Annotated in this window: 18 protein-coding genes; 5 read left to right on the top strand and 13 right to left on the bottom strand. The window is 54.3% G+C overall.

The features are described 5' to 3' along the window. Window positions 1-2: 2 nt before the first annotated feature. The 7 genes from arsJ to KP814_RS12690 all read right to left on the bottom strand — a co-directional run bounded on the left by arsJ (window position 3) and on the right by KP814_RS12690 (window position 6,359). A complete protein-coding gene (gene arsJ, locus KP814_RS12720) occupies window positions 3-1,244 on the bottom strand; it encodes an organoarsenical effux MFS transporter ArsJ (protein ID WP_216737121.1) in 1,242 nt (413 codons plus the stop codon). 25 nt (window positions 1,245-1,269) lie between these two features. Next, complete coding sequence (locus KP814_RS12715; RefSeq protein ID WP_127969540.1) at window positions 1,270-2,271, bottom strand: ArsJ-associated glyceraldehyde-3-phosphate dehydrogenase; 1,002 nt, start codon at window positions 2,269-2,271, stop codon at window positions 1,270-1,272. A gap of 53 nt (window positions 2,272-2,324) precedes the next feature. Next, on the bottom strand, window positions 2,325-2,795 hold the full coding sequence (locus KP814_RS12710; protein WP_216737120.1) for an ArsI/CadI family heavy metal resistance metalloenzyme: 471 nt from the start codon (window positions 2,793-2,795) through the stop codon (window positions 2,325-2,327). Between the two features lie 55 nt (window positions 2,796-2,850). Then, on the bottom strand, window positions 2,851-3,198 hold the full coding sequence (locus KP814_RS12705) for a metalloregulator ArsR/SmtB family transcription factor (RefSeq protein WP_216737119.1): 348 nt from the start codon (window positions 3,196-3,198) through the stop codon (window positions 2,851-2,853). A 256-nt stretch (window positions 3,199-3,454) separates the two neighbouring features. Next, the gene (locus KP814_RS12700) at window positions 3,455-4,336 is read right to left on the bottom strand and encodes a DMT family transporter (protein WP_216737118.1); all 882 of its coding nucleotides are present in this window, start codon (window positions 4,334-4,336) and stop codon (window positions 3,455-3,457) included. Window positions 4,337-4,429: 93 nt separating this feature from the next. Next, a complete protein-coding gene (locus tag KP814_RS12695; protein WP_216737117.1) occupies window positions 4,430-4,912 on the bottom strand; it encodes a methylated-DNA--[protein]-cysteine S-methyltransferase in 483 nt (160 codons plus the stop codon). Next, the gene (locus KP814_RS12690) at window positions 4,905-6,359 is read right to left on the bottom strand and encodes a DNA-3-methyladenine glycosylase 2 family protein (protein WP_216737116.1); all 1,455 of its coding nucleotides are present in this window, start codon (window positions 6,357-6,359) and stop codon (window positions 4,905-4,907) included. Before KP814_RS12690 ends, KP814_RS12695 begins: the two co-directional genes overlap by 8 nt. A 159-nt stretch (window positions 6,360-6,518) precedes the next feature. Here KP814_RS12690 and KP814_RS12685 point away from each other — a divergent pair, with 159 nt between their 5' ends. Then, complete coding sequence (locus tag KP814_RS12685) at window positions 6,519-6,755, top strand: TIGR02647 family protein (protein WP_011398411.1); 237 nt, start codon at window positions 6,519-6,521, stop codon at window positions 6,753-6,755. Window positions 6,756-6,821: 66 nt separating this feature from the next. On the opposite strand, the gene KP814_RS33405 is transcribed toward KP814_RS12685, so the two are convergent. Together KP814_RS33405 and KP814_RS12675 are read right to left on the bottom strand one after the other, a co-directional pair. Continuing rightward, the gene (locus tag KP814_RS33405) at window positions 6,822-8,441 is read right to left on the bottom strand and encodes a PEP-CTERM sorting domain-containing protein (RefSeq protein WP_216737115.1); all 1,620 of its coding nucleotides are present in this window, start codon (window positions 8,439-8,441) and stop codon (window positions 6,822-6,824) included. A 168-nt stretch (window positions 8,442-8,609) separates the two neighbouring features. Then, on the bottom strand, window positions 8,610-9,854 hold the full coding sequence (locus tag KP814_RS12675) for a methyltransferase (protein ID WP_216737114.1): 1,245 nt from the start codon (window positions 9,852-9,854) through the stop codon (window positions 8,610-8,612). Window positions 9,855-10,057: 203 nt separating this feature from the next. On the opposite strand from KP814_RS12675, the gene KP814_RS12670 reads away from it, so the two are divergent. Further along, window positions 10,058-11,323, top strand: coding sequence for a uracil-xanthine permease family protein (locus KP814_RS12670; protein ID WP_216737113.1), 1,266 nt, complete (start codon window positions 10,058-10,060; stop codon window positions 11,321-11,323). Window positions 11,324-11,428: 105 nt separating this feature from the next. Here KP814_RS12670 and KP814_RS12665 read toward each other — a convergent pair whose 3' ends face one another. From KP814_RS12665 to KP814_RS12655, 3 genes are all read right to left on the bottom strand, one after another. Next, a complete protein-coding gene (locus tag KP814_RS12665; protein ID WP_216737112.1) occupies window positions 11,429-11,812 on the bottom strand; it encodes a hypothetical protein in 384 nt (127 codons plus the stop codon). Between the two features lie 29 nt (window positions 11,813-11,841). Next, complete coding sequence (locus KP814_RS12660; RefSeq protein WP_216737111.1) at window positions 11,842-15,231, bottom strand: FecR domain-containing protein; 3,390 nt, start codon at window positions 15,229-15,231, stop codon at window positions 11,842-11,844. A gap of 333 nt (window positions 15,232-15,564) precedes the next feature. Continuing rightward, complete coding sequence (locus tag KP814_RS12655; protein ID WP_216737110.1) at window positions 15,565-17,574, bottom strand: CHASE2 domain-containing protein; 2,010 nt, start codon at window positions 17,572-17,574, stop codon at window positions 15,565-15,567. Between the two features lie 100 nt (window positions 17,575-17,674). Between KP814_RS12655 and KP814_RS12650 the strand changes: the two genes are divergently transcribed. Beyond that, window positions 17,675-18,325, top strand: coding sequence for a Crp/Fnr family transcriptional regulator (locus KP814_RS12650; RefSeq protein WP_216737109.1), 651 nt, complete (start codon window positions 17,675-17,677; stop codon window positions 18,323-18,325). Between the two features lie 25 nt (window positions 18,326-18,350). Here KP814_RS12650 and KP814_RS12645 read toward each other — a convergent pair whose 3' ends face one another. Further along, window positions 18,351-18,662 carry a hypothetical protein gene (locus KP814_RS12645; RefSeq protein ID WP_216737108.1) on the bottom strand — a complete coding sequence of 104 codons (312 nt, stop codon included), beginning with the start codon at window positions 18,660-18,662 and terminating at the stop codon, window positions 18,351-18,353. A gap of 528 nt (window positions 18,663-19,190) precedes the next feature. Between KP814_RS12645 and KP814_RS12640 the strand changes: the two genes are divergently transcribed. Both KP814_RS12640 and KP814_RS12635 read left to right on the top strand, forming a co-directional pair. Continuing rightward, the gene (locus tag KP814_RS12640) at window positions 19,191-20,018 is read left to right on the top strand and encodes a class I SAM-dependent methyltransferase (protein ID WP_216737107.1); all 828 of its coding nucleotides are present in this window, start codon (window positions 19,191-19,193) and stop codon (window positions 20,016-20,018) included. A 409-nt stretch (window positions 20,019-20,427) separates the two neighbouring features. Next, window positions 20,428-21,111, top strand: coding sequence for a hypothetical protein (locus KP814_RS12635; RefSeq protein ID WP_216737106.1), 684 nt, complete (start codon window positions 20,428-20,430; stop codon window positions 21,109-21,111). Window positions 21,112-21,113 lie beyond the last annotated feature (2 nt).

Here is a 21,113-nt window from a genome sequence, read left to right as displayed (position 1 = left end):
ATCTACTCCGACACGCCCGAACCCGCGTTGTTCGCCTTATAGGATTTATGTCGCGGCAACCCCAACGATATCACCGCAGTCGTCGCGATAAAGCCGGCGGAGGTCCATAGGCAGGCGGCTAGTCCGGCGGTTTGGAACAGCCAGCCTGACAGGATGGTTCCGCATAGGCGTCCCAGGGCGTTGGCCATGTAGTAGAAACCGACATCGAGGGAGACGCCGTCTTCTTTGGCGTAGCTGACGATCAGATAGCTGTGCAGCGAGGAGTTGACGGCGAAGACGGCGCCGAACGCCAGCAGGCCCACGACGATGGTTGGACCGGGTGGAAACTGCAAGTACAGACAGGCGGCGATAACCGCAGGCGTCGCCGCCAACGCAGCGGCCCAGACGGTTGCGCTGACGCCGTCAGGCGTTGCGCCTGCGGTTAGCCTGGGGGCGATGGACTGTATGACGCCGTAGCCGATAATCCAGGCGGCGAGAAAACCGCCCACTCCCCAGAAATCCCATCCCAATTGCTCGCTGAGAAAGACGGGCAGGGCGACCACAAACCACACATCTCGCGAGGCAAACAGAAACAACCGCGCTGCGGACAGAATATTGACCGCTCGGCTTTGCGAAAAAATATCCTTGAACTTGGGTTTGTTCTTCGCTTTGCCCATGTCCTGCTTCAGCCAATACAGGCTGGCGATCCAGATCACCATGATCGCTATCGCCATGCCCGCCACAGACCCACGAAATCCGGCCAGCGCCAGCAGGGCGCCGCCAAGAAAAAATCCGACGCCTTTCAGCGAATTTTTGGAGCCAGTCAGCAGCGCCACCCACTTATAGAGTTTGCTCTGGGCGTTGGCGGGGACCAGTAGTTTGATGGCGCTTTTGGCGCTCATCTTATTGAGGTCTTTGGCGACGCCGGACAGAGCCTGGGCGCCCATTACCCAGGGAATGCTTAACCAGGAAGACGGAACTGTCAGCATGGCCAGGGCGATGACCTGTAACGCCAACCCCAGATTCATGGTGCGGTTGAGACCGATGCGGGCGCCGAGCCAACCGCCGAACAGGTTGGTGACGACGCCGAAAAACTCATAAAAGAGAAACAGCAGCGCGATGTCCAGAGGCGCATAACCGAGCTGGTGAAAATGCAGCACCACCAGCATACGCAACGCGCCGTCGGTCAGAGTGAACGCCCAGTAATTGCCGGTGATCAATAAATACTGACGCACCTGCGGCGACAGGCTGGCGATGACGGACATAACGACTTCCGCTCCCAATGTCCCGCTATGCGGCGCCGACCATGCGCGCCAGCTCTACCGTGCGGTTGGCGTAAGCCCATTCATTGTCATACCACGCGTAGACTTTCACTTGCGTCTCGTTCACCACCATGGTGGACAAGGCGTCGATGATGCTGGAGCGAGGGTCGGTGCGGTAATCAATGGACACCAGCGGGCGCTCCTCATAACCGAGGATGCCTTTCAGTTCGCTCTCCGCCGCCTTTTTAAACAGTGCATTCACTTCCTCCACGGTGGTGGGTTTCTCCACTTCGAAGACGCAGTCAGTGATTGATGCATTGGCTAGGGGAACGCGAATGGCGTGTCCATTGAGGCGACCCGACAGCTCGGGAAAAATTTCCGTGATGGCGGTGGCGGAGCCGGTGGTGGTTGGAATCAGGCTCATGCCGCAAGCCCGGGCGCGTCGCAGGTCCTTGTGAGCGGCGTCGAGAATGGTCTGCGTATTGGTGATGTCGTGAATGGTGGTGATGGAGCCGTGGCGTAAATGCAGGTTTTCATGAATGACTTTCACCACGGGGGCCAGGCAATTGGTGGTGCAGGATGCGGCGGTGACGATGCGATGCGCTTGCGGAATGAAACAGTGATCATTGACGCCCATCACCACATTCAAGACGCCTTCTTCTTTTACCGGTGCGGTAACCACGACGCGTTTGACGCCTTGAGCAAAGTAGGCCTGCAGTAACTCTTTCTTGCGCATCTTGCCGGAGGCTTCGATCACAACGTCGCACTCGGACCAGTCTGCGCCGGGAATGGCTTTTTCCGCACTGAGAGCAATGTGCTTGCCGTTGATGTCGATACCGTCATTGCTCGCTACGGCCTCGTGCGCCCAGCGGCCGTGGACGGAATCAAAATTCAGCAGGTGGGCGTGGGTCGCCGCATTGCCGGCGGGGTCATTGATCCTTACAAACTCCACCTCGGGCCAATCCCAGGCGGCCCGAAGCGCCAGACGACCAATACGGCCAAAGCCGTTGATGCCGATTTTTATTGTCATAACCAACTCCTGTTTGTGTTGTTTATCCAGCGGTATGGCGATGTCTGCAGACTTTAGCAGCAGGAACGGGCGCTGTCGGGTTTTATCGTACTGGCGCAGCAGCTTTTTTGCGCTGATGTAGCCACCGCTTCCTGCTTTGCGGCGCTTGCGTCGCCATAGGTGGGAATGGCTTCCAGACTATGAAAAGCTTCCCAGGCGACGCCGTCTGGGTCGATGGTCCAGTGTTTGTTGGAGCGGGCGTAGCAACAAGCGGCGCCTTCTTCCTCCGTCATGGGGCGTCCGGCGTCTTCCATTACCTGTCGCACCTGATCAAGCTCAGCTTCGCTCTCCACCTGGATGCCCAGGTGGTCCAACCCCTGTTTGGCGGAACGATTGGATATGGCGAAGTTGACCCGGGGATCATCCAGTTTCCATTTTGCGTAGTCGTCTTTAAGGATAGTCGGCTCAGCCGCGAACAGGCGCGAATAAAAGCGGACGCTGGCTTGCAGGTCTTCGACGCTCAGGTGTACATGCAGTCGTTTCATATCGCTCTCCTTATATATGTAAAAAGATATGTATTTGTTGGAGTGACCACCGGCGTTAGTCGCAGCAGGCGGAACTGACGCCGGGCCTTGCGCACATGTCGGCGAGCCTGCTCCTGACCTCCTGCATAAACGCCTCATTACCGGAGGCGGTATGTTCCAGGGTGGCTTTTATCCAGTAGGGCAGGGCTGGATTCAGTCGATAGTAGACCCACTGCCCGCGCTTGCTGTCCAGCAGCAGGCTGGACTTGCGGAGTTGCGCCAGATGACGAGAGATCTTCGGTTGAATTTCCTGTAAGGCGTGAGTCAACTCACACACGCATAACTCGCCTTCGCTTTGTATCAGCAGCATCAGGCGCAAGCGGGTTTCATCCGCCAGACACTTAAAGAATGAGACGGGAGACATGACAATTTCCTGTTTCGTATATGCGAAATATCATATATATGAAATTTCATATGTGTCAACGCCAATGAGCTGGAAAGATAAGCACGGAAAGTCGCAAAACGTGAGGTATGTGATAAGAGGAGAAGAGGAGAAGAGGAGAAGAGGAGAAGAGAGTAAGCAAAGGGAGAGGAAAAGTAGAATGAGATAGAAAATAAAAAGAGATAGAAAGGTAAAAAGAAAGGGCGCTGCTGCGAGCGCCCGGAGGTAAGTCCAGCCTCTACTGCGCCGTCGCTAGCTTCGGCTTGATCAAACTGTTGGTCAGCGCCGTGCCAGCGAACACTACAAGGCAGCCGCTCAGCATATAAATGGTGACTGGCTCGTCGAGGATGACATAACCCCAAAACATGGCGAACACCGGAATCAAATAGGTCACGGTAACCGTTTTGGTAGGACCGATACGCGAGAGCAGGCCATAGAAAATAATGTACGCCAGAGCCGTGGAGAAGACCCCCATAACGATCACTGAAGTCCAAGCGGCCGTGGAAATATCCCCTTGCGGCATATAACTCCAGGTGAACGGCGCCAGCGCCAGGGCGGCGGCGATCTGGCTGGCGGCGGCCAACACCATGGGCTGCACGCCGGTCATGAAACGCTTAGTGTAATTGGCGGAGAAGCCATAACTGAGAGTGGCGGCCAAAGCGGCCATAATCGCCAGGGTTGGTCCGCTCAGCGAGAACTCGCCTTTGCTGACGATCAGAATGGATACCCCAAGAAAGCCGATCAACAGCCCGACTGTTTGCCAGCGGTTAAGCCAGTCCCCCAGCCAGAGCGCGGCGATAATGGCGCTCCATAAAGGCACGGCGGCGTTCAGAATGGAGGTGAAACCGGCGCTCACGTGCAGCGTGGCGAATCCCAACAGGACGAAGGGCAGAGCGGAGTTGCTCACTCCCAGAAAGATATAGTGAGGCACATGGGCCCAGCGCACTTGATGTCGATATTTGATCAGCATAATGGGCGTCAGGCAGAGCGCGGCGATGGTTATGCGCAACTGCACCATCGCTACCGGACCGAATTCCGGCGCTGCGATACGCATGAATAGGAAGGAGGCGCCCCATAATCCTGCGAGGGCGAGCAGGTTAATCAAGTCTTTCTTTTCCATAGTCGACGCTCATACTGATACGGCTAAAGATGACAACATGCCTTCTTTTGCAAGCCAATGATATAGGTGGAAATATCCGGTTTTTGAGAGGGCTCAGAGCGGTGCTTTTTCCAGCTCTAAAAGCGCCTGTTTCCTATTCAATCCACCGGCGTAACCGGTCAATGAACCATTGCCGCCGATGACGCGATGACAGGGAATAATGACGGAGAGAGGGTTGCGTCCCACCGCCGCGCCGACCGCTCGCGTGGCGCGGGGGCGACCCAGAACGTTGGCGATCTGTTGATAGGTGGAAAGTCGCCCGGACTCAATATCCGATAAGGCGCGCCATACTTCCTGCTGAAACGCAGTGCCTTTGGGCGCCAGCGGGAGATCGAAACGCTGTAACTGGCCGGCGAAGTAGAGTTCAAGCTGGCGCGCCGCTTCCTGCAGAACGGCGCAATCGGGATGATGGCGCCACGCTGGCGTCAGCTCCGGGTAATATTTCTGGCCATCGAAATAGCAGCCGGTAAGCTCGCCATTCTGAGCGGCCAGACGGACGCGCCCCAAGGGCGAGTCGATATCGATATAGTCAATCATGGGGTGTCTCCAAACTTCTCCATAAATGCATGACGGCGTAACCTCGCCATGGCCGCCAATCCTCCGCCGTCAGCGCAGCCAGTTTAGCGTCCACGCCGCCCAGGGCTTTACGTACGCCCACATCGGAGGCGGGAAAGCCATCGGGCCAGGACATGGCGCGCAAAGCGATATACTGGGCTGTCCAGTCGCCGATGCCAGGAATGGCGTGCAGCCGTTGTATTTCCTGCTCCACATTGGTGGCTGGAGTCAGGGTCAAATCCCCTCGCAACATCGACGCGGCGATCTCCTGAATGGCGCGAACCCGCGTTCTGATCACGCCAAGAGAGGCCAGTTCCTCAATGGGCAGGTCGACCAGCGACGCTGCACTGGGGAAGGCGCGGTGAATCTCCGGGAATGGGGTTTCAATAGGCTCGCCGAATTTGTCCACCAGCCTGGCCAGTAATGTACGCGCCGCCGCGACGGTAATCTGCTGTCCGAGAATGGCGCGTACGGCTATTTCAAATCCGTCTATGCCGCCAGGAATGCGCAACCCAGGTTCGTTTTGCGCTAAGGTCCCCAGCACTTTATTGATCTCCTGCGGGACGCAGGAAACATCGAAAAAGGCGCGCAGGCGATTGATGAGGTAGCCAATGTGGCGGCTGAGCGTACTGTCCAGACGAATGCGAATACGGGCGGCGTCTGCTTCATGGCTGGCTTCAAACCAGCCCACGGCGGAGTCCTCTCCCGCCTCGACTCGGACAATCCTGCGATAACGTCCGTCGACGACCGCGTCCACGCCGGTGATGGTCCGGGCGCGGAGAAAGCTGAGCAGGGCGTCCCAGGCGTACGGCGGACGGTAGGGCATCTCAAAGCTGATCATCTCGCTCTGTGTGGGCGCTGAACGACGTCGCACTTTGGATGGGATCAAACCATAGTGCTTTTGAAACAGGTCATTAAAGCGGCGGGTGCTGTTGAACCCTGCCGCCAACGCCACATCCGTCATGGACAGGTCGCTCTCTGTCAGGAGCTGTTTGGCCAGCAACAGGCGATGTGTTTGCGAATACTGAATGGGCGATACGCCGAACTCGCTCTGAAACAGATCGCGCAGATAGCGGTCGCTGACGCCAATCCGCGCAGCCAGTTGCGCCAGTGAACGTCCACGTAGAAATCCTTGTTCAATCAGATTGGAGGCGGCGCGGGCGAGCTGCCGCTTACTATCCACCGCCGCGAGCCCGGGAGCGAGTTCCGGCCGGCACTTCAAGCAGGGTCGGAAGCCGCCGTTCTCCGCTGCTGCGGCGCTTCGGAAAAACAACGTGTTTTCTTTCTTCGGCTTGCGGACGGCGCAGACAGGTCGGCAGTATACGCCGGTGCTGGTGACGCCGACAAAAAAGCAGCCGTCAAAGCGGTGATCTCTGCTGATCAGAGCGTTGTAACAGGTGTCATGGTCGAGGTTGGCGTTTGTCTTCATAGAGGCTATGCTAATCCTCAACACGAAGCCTGTCTCGCCATTTTCGGAACTGTTGTTTTTTCATTCCCGACAGACCGTTTTTCACTTCAGGCAGTTCGTTGTATTATCCGGAAAACCGGTCCCCGCAATTGCGCTGAATGATAATAACCAGGAGCTTATATGGCCTATACGCCCGAGCTGATTGATGAAATCGAGATCCTCGCTAAATACAATCTCACCACGACCCAGGAAGGGTTGAAAGTGCACCAGACTGCAGGGCAGAAAATGGTGACGGCGGCGAAAAGGCTGCATGCGAAAGGGCTGATCACCCAGGCGGACGGCGGCTACCTTACCAGCCTCGGCCACGACGCGGCGGAACACGCCCAGGCCCTGCTGACTATCTTGAAGCCGGTTTGATGTGGCTGTATTAACGTGAAACTGATAAAGAAAAAGCGCCCCGAGGGGCGCTTTTTTGATGGAAAATCAGGCAGGCTTCCTTCTTCTCAGAAGAATCAAACTCGCTGACAAACCAAAAAGCGCGAGTGTACCTGGCTCTGGGACTGGTACTTGGTTCGCAACCACTTTTAGAACCAGGGTTTCATAGTCGGCGCCGGCTATGATTTCCCAAGCCCAACCCATTCCTCCACTCAAACCAGGGAAGGAAAAGTCACTAAACTCACCGACGATAGATGTCGCGCTGAGCAGGTTGAATGCATCCCCTAACTTTGGCTTGAAGGCGTCTTCAAGTTGAACTGTGACAAAGCCATCCAAAGTCGCTGTTCCGTCGATTGCTAGCGCAGCAGTGTCGTCGCTGAGCATCCAGTCGCCGATGGTAATGGACAGAACGCTGGCGCTGTCTTGCGTATAGTTGCCATTCAGCGCCAGTGAGCCGCCTTTGGACTCAATACGACCGCCTTCTTTGTTTTTCAGCTCTCCGACCATTTGGCCGTGACCGGAAATGGTTCCGTTGTTGTCAATAAATTGGGCCCCAAAGCTTCCATTTGAAAGGTTCACTTTCATATGACCAGATATCCAGCCTGAAGAGTATCCAGTAGTGCTTAGATCACCAAAAACGCCGCCGTTAGTAACGTTAACTTCGCCGGAGAATTCGATAGGTGAATAGGGGTCGTACAAACCAATGCTGTTAAACTCAAGCTGTGAACCGGCCCCGTCAATATTAATCGTACCGCCACCGGCTAACATGCCCGCTTGGGCATAGGCGCCATCTCGATAGGTCAGTTCACCGCCAGCGCTAAGGTAACCGCCATGATAAATACGTGTGTCTGGGCCTTCCGCGGTAAATTTACCGCCAATAAAGGAGTCTGACAGGCCGGCGTAAGCTCCATTGGTAAAGAGGGCGACGCCATCATCCTGGTAGAATGCAGAAGAAAGACTTAAAGATGAGTTGTCAACGACCAGACTGGCTCCGCCACGTTGCTGCAAATAAAGTCCCTCAATTCCAGAATGGTCTTTCATGACGATTGAGCTGGATTTTCCCTCCATTTCCACCGCCAGATTAACCCACGATAGTTGGCTATGATTCATAACCATTTCGGAAGAGCCGCCAGCTGAACTCTTAATTGAGGTTAACGGAGGGTTATGGCCGCTCGGATTGTCTTGAAAAAGGATTTGTCCGTTATTGAACGTCAAACTTGTGTTTTCCCCACCTGTTCCGCCAATGGTGAGGTTTTTTTCGATTGCAAAGCTATTCTCTATCGTCAATTGGTCGTTGCGGACTTCTACACTTTCGATGGTGGTAGCGTCGCTATCATTAAACGTGACTGTATAGGGACTGGCTCCGCCTGTATTGAAAACTGCTGTATCGCCAGACTTTGGAGTTACTCCGCCTTGCCAGTTAGAGGCGTCGGAAAAGGCTCCATTTACAGGCCCTTTCCATTCGATGACTCCAGCGTTGGACAATGATGGAATGCTCAGGAGCAAAAACGGCAGGACTGAATATGTCCGTATGGGTTTCATTGAAACACCTCCAATGTGGCAGGTTATTCTTAGTAGTGGATTTGGTTTTAAATAATGCGCTTTAAAGCGCTTTTCCTGATTAAAACCCGGCAGTAATCGAATGGCGGAAGTATCTCTCCATGACACTGTGCGGATCTTTCTTCAGCAAAGTAGCGTACTGAATTAGGACTAGAATATAAGGCAAAATATATTCCATAGTTGTGTGTTGTTTTGCATTTCATGGAAATAACATTTGTATGGATCGGCGTGGATAGCGATATGTGTAAAGTATTCAATACAAAATGCCGTTCTTTACTACAACAGTTGTCCTTTTATCAGAATATTTCTCGGCGTTATCTCGCGACTACAAAACTCCCGCATTGTCACTTCATAGCCCCGTTCTTGCAGAAATAGCGCGCGATCCAGCGCCAGCCAGATTTCCAGTGGGCGGCGAAACAGATGTCTCACCAGTTCTACTCTGCGTACTTCGCGATAACGTGAACGGCCGGCTGCCGCGAACTGGGCGTAGTCGATGTCCTTGGGCAGGGTGAGTTGTTTTTCCTGCGCAGCCCATGCGCAAAAGGCGGTAAAGTCGCCATTCAGCATTGCTTTGGGAAGCGATGGCGTAGGGAGGTATTCGTCTTTATTGCGTAACTGACGTTGTAGTACGTCGAATCCCAGACGCCATTGGCTTTCTTTCTCTCGCTGCGCGCGCTCTTTCGCTGAGGCAGTGACGGTTTCCTGCACCGCCAGGGATACGTCTTTCAGGGACAAGGTTAGACTGGCCCGACGGGCGGTCTCGGAGAGAGGTTGATATTGCTCGCCAAGACAGAGTTTGTGATAGCAGCATGGGGCAATGGCGACGCCATCCGCCGCACTGTCCACACCGGCGCGCAACAGGTTGACGTGTAACTGCCCACAGGCGTGCAGGCCCAGGCGCCACCCGCCGCGATAGGCTTCCTTGCTGGAATCGAACGGCTGTAGCAGGTCCTGTCGAACATAGTGGATCGGCAATTGTTGTTTATCCGCCAATGCTTGTCCGCTTTCACATAATTGCGCGTCCAATTCAAAGCAGCACATTGTTACCTCGTTGGCGCCGGCGATGGCGCGAGCGAGGTGACCTTTGCCTGAACACCAGTCGTGGACTTGTCCGCTCAGTGGCGGAAGGGCGGCGGCGAAGGCGGTAACTTGGCGCCACTTCCGTCCGGGCGCATGCAAGGCGTCAAAAGGTGAAAACGTCAAAGGGCGACTTGAAGCGGCGGCTAACTCACTGGCCCGTGACAACTCCGACAGCCAGGGCAGCAATGGTTGCGCGATTTCCTGAAACCGGGCTGGCTCGGCGGAGCAGACATCGACTTCTGCATCAGACTGGCAGCTGATCGCGTTATAGAGTTCCGGATGCAACTGGCGCCAACTCGGATGAGTTGTTTCAAAGGGGCGTGGTTTCCAAAAATAGTCATGCTCGGCGAGCAGGGCGTCGAGGGACTGGAAGCGTTGAAGTAGATCCAGATCGCCCCGCTCAGAAGCGGCGTCAGGATGTAGCGGAACAGCGGCTGACATTTAGTTTAATAATTGATCAGATGAAAGGTGCGCAGATTTTATAGCGAATTTGGGGTTTGGCAAGCGAAATGTGAATGCCTGATAACGGGAAAGTCCTTGTTGGAGAGGCGTTTCGCCGTGACCTTGCGCGCGCCTTTCGTTATATTGCACGGGTTTTGCTTAAGCCAAAAAACACACTCGCTTTTTCAGGTAGGAAAATATCCATGATGAGTACGACCGATCCGCTTTGGAAACAGGCGCTGGCTGGCGCGCAAATGCTATTTGTGGCATTCGGCGCACTGGTGTTGATGCCTCTCATTACCGGACTTGATCCCAATGTCGCATTATTCACCGCTGGCGTCGGCACCTTGCTGTTTCACCTGATTACCGGCGGGCAGGTTCCTATTTTTCTGGCCTCCTCATTTGCTTTTATCGCGCCGATTATGGCGGCGAAATCCACTTTCGGATTGCCCGCCACCATGGGAGGGCTGATCGCCGCCGGCTTGACCTACATGATTTTGAGCGCAGCGGTGAAGTTCAGAGGAACCGGCTTTCTGGATCGGTTATTGCCGCCAGTGGTGGTAGGGCCGGTGATTATGTCTATTGGTTTGGGGTTGGCGCCGGTGGCCGCCAATATGGCGATGGGCAAAAGCGGCAATGGCGCTCTGCAGCTGGTCCCCTATGAAACGGCGTTGATGATTTCTCTGCCCGCACTGGCGTTGACATTGATAGTGGCGGTCATGGGCAAGGGACTACTGCGTTTGTTGCCGATATTATGCGGCGTGGCGTTTGGATATGCGTTGTCGTTGGCTTTTGGCGTGGTGGACATGACGGCGGTAGTCAACGCCAACTGGTTCGGATTGCCCGCTTTTGTGGCGCCGGAGTTCAGTTGGGGGGCGATCCTGTTCATGATCCCTGTGGCCTTGGCGCCAGCCGTGGAGCATATCGGCGACATTCTGGCGATCAGTTCGGTCACTGGTAAAAATTACCTGCAAAAGCCGGGCTTGCATCGCACCCTGCTTGGCGATGGCGTGGCCACTTCGGTCGCGGCGGCGTTTGGCGGGCCACCCAACACGACCTACTCCGAGGTGACGGGCGCTGTCATGCTGACCAAAAACTACAATCCTAAAATCATGATCTGGGCGGCGGTTATCGCTGTCGCGCTGGCGTTTATCGGCAAATTCGGCGCGGCGTTGCAGACGATTCCGGTCCCGGTGATGGGCGGCATATTGTGTTTGCTGTTCGGTTCTATCGCCGCGGTGGGAATGAATTCACTGATTCGCCATCAGGTGGATTTGAGCGAAGCCCGTAACCTGGTAATCGTCGGCGTCACGCTGGTGTTCGGGATTGGCGGCATGGTGATCGGAGATAAAGATCTGGGTCTGAAAGGCATTTCACTTTGCGCCTTTGTCGCCATTATTCTGAATTTGTTGCTGCCTATGCCCGCTGGGCGCAAGGAGCACATTGAGCGTGTTGAGGATATGATCTGACTTTGTCTATATCGACAGGACCTGCGTATGTCAGGTCCTGTCCCCCATTGATTACCGACGCGCAGGCGCTTCTATGCGCCCGCCAAATCTCTTGCCAGACTAAAGTTAATGGGTGTGAGGAATGGGTACATGATAGATATCGCCACCCACTTCCAGCACATAATATTCCGGCGAGCCTCTGTAACGCATAATCATCATGGACTCGGCTGACTCAATATAGTGAGCTTCAACTTTAAGGGGCAGTTTTGCGTTAGGTCGCATTTCCTCGCCTTTTTCGTTCAGTACGACCATTCTGCCGTCATTGGTCATCGTAATTCTGAATGACGCGTATTTGCCGACATTCTTGGGATCATGTCTTTCCCCGGTATTCGGATGGTTGGGGAAGTTTGGATCTCCGTCGCTGGGCTTGGTTCCGGGAGTATGAGCGCAGGCGCTGAGGGAAAGGGAAGATCCCAGCGCGAGGGTGTAAAGTAAGTTCATCAATCTCATTGTCGTCTCCTTGTTTTTTCATTTTTTATTTAGAAAGACAGCTGTATGCGGCTGTATAGAAATCTTTTCGGGTAATACCCCGGATAATCCAACTCACTGTTCAGGATTTCTTTGTTTTTATCGAAGATATTGTCGACGCCAAATTGCAACTCTCCGAAGCGGCGCGGCAGTTTGTAATCGAGGCGAACATTGAAGGTCCAAAGATTGGCGTCAAAGTCTCTTTGGTCACCTGAGGCGAACGACGCTTTTACTTTCTGGTCGGTGTATATGCTCTCCATTCGCATAGAGAAGTGTCTGGGGAGATAGAGTGTGACGCCTAATGGAAGACTATGTGTTTTCACTCGGTAAATAGATCCTGTGCCAAACTGCTTGTCTTCTAAATCCTGGTCTTCATATTCGTAGGCGATATCTACCGTCGCGGACGGAGAGAGGACGCCAAAGTAGTAGAGTTTGTAATTTTCAAATTCATGATGCGGCCTTTCAGGCTCTGCCTGCAGAAGTTTGGGATGAATATCCACGGTGCGTCGCATCGCTTCCAAGCCGGCGCCGAAGCGGCCGCCCAGCTTGTAATCCACTGCTGCTGCGTAGGTTTTTACATCTGAGCCGTTGGGGTCGTCATACAACTGATTGAAACCGAGAATTTGCGCCGGTTCGATGGTGCGATCAGCGGCGATATCGCGTTTGAGGGACCTAAATGTCGCTAATCGGAAAGTAAGTTGTTCAGTTGGCGTGAATTCAACGCCGAACTTGGGGGACCATTGTTTAACTTCGTCAGTGGCGCTGTCGCTAATATCGATATCCGGTAACGGGAATGGAAAATCAAAGAAAGTGTTGCGCGCTACTTCAAGCCGCAAGTTATCGTAGGCGGCGCCAATTAATAGAAATACTGATTCTGTGGGCTGGATTCCAAAATAGGTATATAGATTTCGGTGGGTGATGTCGTCGTCGCTATTGATATATCCAGCAGGATTCTGGATGTTCGTTTTCGTTTCAATCGAAGCCCTGCCAGCGCCGATTTGAGCATAGAAGTTTGAGGCGGTATGGATATATTGCACCTCATAAGTACGCGGCTTGCGGTCTGAAAAGGTATCTGCCGCAGCCAGCGCTTGCTCTTCCTCAAACTTCTGGCGAATAGCGGAAAACAGCCAGCTATTGTGATTGTCCAGGCGGCTGGCTAAGCCAAATCTGTAGGTTTTTGTGTCGACACTCCGGTCCTCGGGCTCTGCGTCTGGCTCAATGGATTGCAGCTTAAATAAATGATCCTCTTTCTCAGCCTTTCGCGCTTCCAGCTGAATGCTGATGGAAGGATGAATCTGCCACTGTAAAAGCCCATTGTAGATATCCTGTTCCTGATCCAGTCCGTTGCGAAAGCCATCGCTTTCATAGTGATACTGGCCGAAGCTGGCGCTCACCGGGCCCTGTAAACCGGAGACGACGATGTCTTCTCCCCAGGTGTCGTCGCTGCCGACGAAGCCATTGGTCAGGCCGTAAACTCCATCTTGTAGAAACAAGGGATGGTATTCGTTGACGCCGCTGCGTGAGGGCCCTAGTCCTTCCACGATAGGCAGTCCAGTCTCGTAGAGTTGCGGTTGCAGCGGATAAGCAGTGATAGGTTGCCAGAGCTGCGCCTGCATGAGTTCGGAAACCCGGGCGGCCTGATGATTGGGTTGCGACAGGTAGCGATCCGCGAGCAAACGATGGCCATCGGCGCTGGTCGGATCTTGCCTGAGCGCTTCCCATCCTTCCAAAAGCACCGCCTGATCGAAGCCTGCTTCACCGTATGCGCGGGCCAACGCTGCGCTACGGGCGGCGGAGTCGCTTTGCAGCAGCCCGTCTGAACGATAGACGGCGCGATTGCGGTTCAGTTGTTTGGATCGCTCCAATTCTTCTATGGCGCCAACGGGGTCATTGCCGAAGAGTTTGTTGACCCCATCGTAGAAATACGGCGTCGGGTCCTGCGGATCGCGCTCTTTCGCCAGCAACCACTGCTCGCTGGCGTCGTCGCTGCGTTTTTCTTCGAAATAGGCGCGCCCCAGATAGCTGCGCAAGACAGCGTTGTTGGGAGACAGACTGACAGCGACTTCGAGATCGTTGCGTCCGCTCTCCAGATCACCGCCGCGCAATTTGCTCAACCCCAGACCCAGCCATGCGTCAGGAACGCTTGGGTCTGCTTTGATCGCGCTTTGGAAATGAGCGTCAGCATCAGCCAGTTTGTGTTCAAACAACGCGATAAATCCCGCGGCGATTTGCGCTTGAGGATGCGTGGGAGCGATTTCCGTTGCGCGTCCGGCGGCATATTTGGCGTCGCTATATGCGCCGGAAGTAAGCTCAAGCTCAGCCAGACGGGTCCATGTGATGACGCTCTGAGGGGCGGCCACCGTCGCTCTTTCCGCGGCGGCAATGGCTTCCGGCAGATTTAAGTTGGCCTGCCAGGCGTAAGAGAGGGCGAGCTGTGCGGACGGGCTGTCAGCGCGCAGGGCGACGGCGTCCTGCGCCAGTTGCAACGCCTGTTGAGACTGACTGTTGACCGCAGCGAGCACGGCTTGCATGGCGAGGGCGAGATGCCCCTGGCGCGGATCATTTTGCAGGGGCTCCAGGAGGTTGCCTGCTTCCTGCTGTTGACCGGACGTTAACAGTATCGCCGCCTGCGCAAGCCTTAAGGACGGTTCGTTGCCTGAATCGGCGCGTAACGCCTGTAACGCTGCATCCGGGCGATTGCGATCAATCATCTCCTGGACTTGAGACAGTGTGGCGGCGCTGGCGCCGTCGCTCATAGCGGTCAGCTCCTTCAGCACTGTGCCTGGAGGGTAATAAATCGCCCAGGCGACCGTGTCCTGCGTATTCACCTTTAAACTGCGCAAGTGCGCGCCTGTATCGCTGCGCGCCTGTTCTCCCTGAGTCAGTCGCAGGCGCTCCGTGTCGCTGAAAGCCAGCACTTTGCCTTCGATTACCGTGACGGAGCCGCCTTGCGTCGCTTCTACGACAAACTCAGTGCCTTCCACCATGGCGTTCACGTAGGGGGTGTCGACTTCAAAGCGGTTGACGATTCGGCTGAGAAAATGCGCGACGCCTTGCTTGAGCTGCACCCAGAAACTTTGTTTCTCGACGTTGTCGGGAAAGCGCATGATGGCGCTCTGGTTCAGGCGCATGTAGGTGTTGTTGCGCAGATAGATGGAGGCGCGACTGTTTTGCCCTGTGCGCAGGGTATCGCCGGGGCAGAGATATTGCTCGGACGTCAGCGAGGCCCAGGTTTGTTGGGGGAGTGATTTTTCCAGCGTTCCCTGTACGGCGATAACTTTACCCATCCAGTCCGCGCAGGGAGGGGCGGCGACGGAGGTTCCTGACAGCGTCAGGCTAAGGGAAAACAATGCTCCGCATGAAACACGACACAGCAACTGGCCACGCAGCAATAGGCCCACGGCGAACTCCTTAACGGGTACCGCATTTATTATTGATGTTCAGGCTGACAACTGCGTGAGGACAACGCGCCGGATTTAATAAACAGCTTCCGGCAAGCTCAATATCCGCCCAGATATATGACTATGTTTTTATATCGATGCGGCGCCAACGTTTGGAAATTATCCCTAAGGATTAAATCCGGATACAGAGACGCGCATCTGTCTTTTGGCTTATTCAACACTTATGAAAGTGTCGCATAGTCATGTAATTATTCTGAGAGGATTCTAGCAATAAATCCAGGCATTAGTGCCGGTAATTCAGTGGAAAAATTCCAATAAACTCATATAAATGGACTAGGCCTTGGTGAGTTGGGAAACAAATTCCGGTGGGCCTTTATATGTTGACTGTGAAGATATTGCATCACATTGGCGCAGATAAAATTTGCATACGGAATCGGCGCTATTTTCGTGCAGGCGAGCAAAAATAACTCGCGCTTGCGCGATGTCTCCGAGGTCCAGGCAATGCAACGCTTGCCGAAATGCGAGTTCATTGTCATGACTCCAGTTGTCCTGCATCAGGCTGAACAGGGCGACGGGATGCTGTTTGCCCTGTAGTAGAAATCGTCCCAGGGCGCGTAGTGAATGGGACTGGGTATCCGCGCAGGCTTCGCTGATCAGCGTGTCCGTTCCCAGTAATTTATTGGCGTTTTCAATGCGTGACGTCGTGTTGACGATGTCCCCCATCGCCCGGTATTCGAAGTGGTCGGAAGCGCCGAAATGACCCAATACCACTTCGCCCGCATGCAGGCCGATGCGGGTGGGGAGCGGCGAGTCCGGATACTGTTGATTGAACAGGTCGATGGATGCGCGCAACGCCTTTAATGCGGGCTCGATTGTCGTCCATGTCTTATCGGTAGGGATATGCGGCCAAAGCGCGATCACCCCATCGCCCGCCACATCGGAAATGATGCCGCCATGCTGGCGAATTGGCGTGAGCACCGCCTGGTAGTAGCTATCCATGATTTGGCTCAGTCGCTCCGGGGACACGTTTTCAGACAGCGCTGTATAGCCGGCGGCGTCGGTTGCGAGGCACACGCCGAATAGTTTTTGCTGTTGCGGTAGTCCGGGCTGGCTGGCCAGACGCTTAATTTCATGCGCCGGAATATAGCGGCCAAAAGCCAGCTCCAGACGACGCTTCTGCTGGTCGATAATCTGCACGCGCCGCCATACCCCATGCAGCGCCGCAGCAGGAGTCAGCGCCAGGATAGGCGTCATCCACGGAAGCCAGACATAACTCTGTACGAACAACGTGCACGTCAGCGTCATATAGCCTGCCGCAAGCAAACACAGCAACAGCAATCCACGTCCGGGAGAGGCGATATTGCTTAATGCGAACGCCAGCGCGGCGTAAAACAGCGTTGCGATGAACCAGACTCCAAGGTGATAGCGCACAGCGCTGTTTTCCAGCAGATTGGCATAAGCGGTGGCGGCCAGCTCTACGCCGCTGATGTCCAGGCCAGTGTCTGGCGTGAAGGGGGTATAAAACCCGTCGCGCTGGTCGGGCTGATATTCCGCTGCATAGCCGATGAAGACCGTGGCGTCCCGTAAGAGGTCGGCGTAATCATCGGGGCGGGCAAGGAGGTGCTCCATAAAAATGGTGGGTATGGATCGGGGCGGGCCATAAAAATTATACAGCTGCGTTGGTCGTAGCTCCTGTAGGCGGGCGAGGGCGGCCTCGCGATCTGGGGCGCGTTGCAACAGCGCCGCCGCCGGCATCGCCCAGCGTGGCGGGTTGGCGGGCTGACGTAACCAGAAGCGGCTGATCTTGGAAGATACTTTCGGCAGTGCGAAAGGCGCTGTCGTCGCCGCTGCGTTTGCAAACAGGGGGAGCGGCTCGCTGATGCTGTCCGCGACAATGCGGCGACCATCTACGTTGGTGATGCGGCGCATGCTGAAAGCGAACAGCGCCACCTTGCCGCTACGGGTCATAGCGTCGGCGAAGCGTGCGTCCGCCGCGGGGTCACGGGCTTCTCTGAAATAGATATCGAACGCAATCAAACCGACCTGTTGTGCGTCCAATGTGTCCACCAGATCCCCGTAAACCGACCGGGGCCATTCGGTGAGGCGGGCCGGGACCTGCAGGTAGGCAGCGGTGTTTTCCGTGATCGCTATCACCGCTACTTTGGGAGGAGGCGCGCGCTCGCCACGCAGGTGAAATAAGGTATCCAGTCCGAAACCTTCCTCCATGCTCTGACCAACTGGCGCCATCAGGCCAAGCGCTAAAAGCAGGCTCAGCAGCAAGGGCGGCAGCCACATTTTCAAGTGCTGTCGAAGAGGCGGACGGTATCGTGTCTGTTCAGACATCTGATTAATTTTTACGGAAAAATCACTCACTAGCGCGTAACATATAAAACATAGCCGGGGACGGCGTAATAAGAAAAAATGATGTCGGAGCTAATACAGTATGAGTCTTTTATCGCAGATTCCACTTTTCTCCGGGTTCGACGCTGAACAACTCCAGCAATTGGAAAAGCATGCTGTTTTTCGGTGTTTCCAGAAAAACAGTATTGTCATTACGGAAGGCGACCGCAGCGACTCCCTTTATATCATTGTCTCAGGACGGGTCAGAGTGTTCTGTAGCGATGAGAACGGCAAGGAGGTCATTCTGAACGACCTCAAAGCCGGCGAATATTTCGGCGAATTGGCCCTGTTCGATGACAAAGAGCGCTCGGCTTCGGTGATGGCTACCGAACCTTGCCGCTTTCTGATGTTGAACAAATCCAGCCTGTTGGAAGCGTTCAGGCAGACGCCCGATCTTGCCTACAACCTGATTATTCACCTCACCCAACGCGTGCGCGCACTGACCAATAATGTGAAAAACCTGGCGCTGATGGATGTCTACGGCAGGGTCGCCAGCACTCTGCTACAGCTGTCGGAGCGCAAAGGCGACCGCCTGATTACGGAGATTCCGCTGACGCAGCAGGAGATCGCTAACCGGGTCGGCGCCAGTCGGGAGATGGTCTCGCGCATCATGAAAGATCTTGAGATAGGCGGATATATTAAGGTGGAGAAAAAGAAAATCGTCATTAACGACGCGCTGCCGGCTCACTACTAAGCCGGCGCGCGCAGTTCCTCGTCCTTCAAGGCGTTAATAGCGGCGTGGCGGTCCTTTTGTTTTGCGCCCATAGCTCCAGAATGGCTTCGTCACTGATCAGCGGCGGGTAGCGTAGGTAATCGGTGGTTAAAGCAACCGGGCGCAGTCCGGGCTGTACGCCTGGCAGGGCTCCGGGGGCTTTGTCCTGGTCGATTGCATTCTCCAGTGCGTAAGCGTTGGTCTGGATTACAGGAGGATGTTTATCGTCACTGATGGACATCCTTTCAAAGGCGATGCTTGCGGCGACGGCGCAAAAGAGGGCGACGGCGACCAGTGGCGCATCTATATAGACTTTCATAGGACGGCTCTTTTTGTAGTTGCTACTACTCTCGGAAGTTGAAACTCTGGATCAGCGTTGAAATTGCAATAGTTATTAGAGCAGCGGATGCAACAATCCTCTGTAACACAATGCACTTTCAATGTGTGGAAAATTCACTAACCGACCGTCCTCGCGAAGCATCTCCACCGTAATCCCGGCGCAGGCGCTTTGGTTGAACTCACCCGCTTCCCGGATACTGCCGGCTAGTCGCAAGGGGCCTGTCCAGGAGCCGCGAACGCGGCGGTTGGCCCTCTGTATTAAATATAGTCCAAATTTGAGATGGTGAGGCTGTCGTTACAAAATATCCGATGGGTTTCCTTGTGATGACTATCTGAAAGTTGGACTAACCTTTGATGGAAGGCGTAGTCATCGACTAAAACTCAAAGGGACATTGATAAAAGAGATAAATGGGAATGGACTGGAGTTGAATCGCGGGGCTGCTAAAATCCAGGTTGTCGCGCTACGAGCATTGAGCGAACAACATCGCTAGAATCCATAGGAGACGCTATGAAGAATGTGGATGCCAAAGTAGTAGAGGATTTCGGAAATGAGTGGGACGCATACCCTCAGGATGAGGTAGCTCAATGCTCTCTGGAAAAAGCTTTTAATCAGTACTTCGATATATTTCCCTTTGACTTGCTGGATGGTAATGCTGCCGGTTTTGATATGGGATGCGGAAGTGGCAGGTGGGCCAGTTTTGTCGCTCCGCGCGTAGGTAGGTTGACTTGTATTGATCCTAGTGAGAAGGCGTTGGAAGTCGCTAGGAAAAAGCTATCTAAATGTAGCAATATCAACTATGAGTGTGCGCCTGTGGATGGGGTTTCTGTTGAGCGCGGGAGCCAGGATTTCGGATATTGTCTGGGAGTGTTGCACCACATTCCTGATACAGAAGGTGGAATAAGGTCCTGCTCTGAGCTACTTAAAAGCGGAGCTCCGTTTTTGTTGTATCTTTATTACGACTTTGAAAATAGAGGGATGGCGTTTAAGTCGTTATGGCGTATCTCCGATATGATCAGAAGGTTTGTGTCCAGTCTCCCGTTCGCCGCAAAAAAGCCGCTTTCTACCGGTATCGCGGCGTTTGTTTATTTTCCCTTCGCAAGAGCTGCTTTGTGTCTCGAAAAGCTGGGTTTTGAGGTTGATGGAATTCCTTTGTCCGATTACCGCGGAAAAGAGTTTTACTATATGAAGACAGATGCTTTGGATCGGTTTGGGACCCGGCTTGAAAAGAGGTTCAGCCGGGAGAAAATTACAGAGATGTTGGAGAGGAACGGGTTCAGCAATGTTAGGTTTTCTTCCAATATGCCTTATTGGGTATGTTTGGCATTTAAAAAGTAACTAACACTATTCGCTTGGGCGTCAGGTAATAAAAGGCTGTCTGCCTAACCGATTGTTTTTAATTATGTTGAAAGGGGGGCGGAGTCGCCAGAGCCTCAAAGTAGTGCTTCTGGGCGACTTGAGCTACCTGCAGGCCGTCCTGCATTGGGCGGCTCTGCTTATGGTAGCGCGCGTTAGGTGGTGGTTTGACATTGTTCGCTTTCCTAATTAAGCAAGCATCTATTTCAGCTGGAATGAGGCGCGAAATTTGTGATCCGCTTGCCGGTGTGCTGGGATTAAAGAGAGTATGTTGCTTGTATAGGGATGACAAGTTGAGTTGGGCCTGTTCAATCAGGCGTGAGACTAAGGAGGTGAAGGTTCCCATCATCAGCGACGATGCCGGAACTTCGACTTGCCTTGGATAACTGCTTTGAGACGTACAGAAATCATGAACGCACCGCAATTCGACTGTGTCGAGCAGATTGGGGCCGCTTTGGCGGCGCATTGGTATAACGCCCTCGCAATTGAAATCAGTCCGGGACAACAGGTATCTCGCTTGCTGGCCACAGGCGACGATGTGGAGATGTGTCTGGGAGGGTTTGAGTGGATTTGCGATGGCGAGGAGAGGGCCGCTCTAATCGGCCTGCCAGATAAAGATCCCCATGGCGCCGCGATAGCTCTGCCGGAGAGCGTTAACGACGGCCATCACTGCCTTTTCATTCTCAATCTGGCGGCGTTAATCGCCAACAAAATCGGCGCTTCTGACGACTTCACCGCCCTACAGGATTCCCAAATCACCGACGACCTGATCTCGATGCTGAAAACCGCGATTGAATACGAAATGCTGCATTCCCTGGGCGACGTCAAGCGCCAACTGGAGCAGGGCGGAGTGAAGTTCGCTGCTGACGCCGTGGTTGGCGTATACCGCCACGATGAACTCACCCCCACCATTCTTGAAGATTACGCCAATGGACCGGAACAGCTGGAATTCTGCTCCCACAAAATCACCCCGGAACAGGTACTGGAAATAGTGGCCGACGCCTTCTACCGGTCTGAAGAGAGAAAGACATGGCTGAAACAAGGCGGACTGTTTGTGGTGGAGTGTGAGCTGTGACT

Origin of the sequence: Hahella sp. HN01 (assembly GCF_018986435.1) — a bacterium.
Lineage (GTDB): Bacteria > Pseudomonadota > Gammaproteobacteria > Pseudomonadales > Oleiphilaceae > Hahella.
The sequence above is the reverse complement of the archived record's forward strand: the minus strand, read 5'-3'. Positions and strand labels throughout refer to the sequence as shown.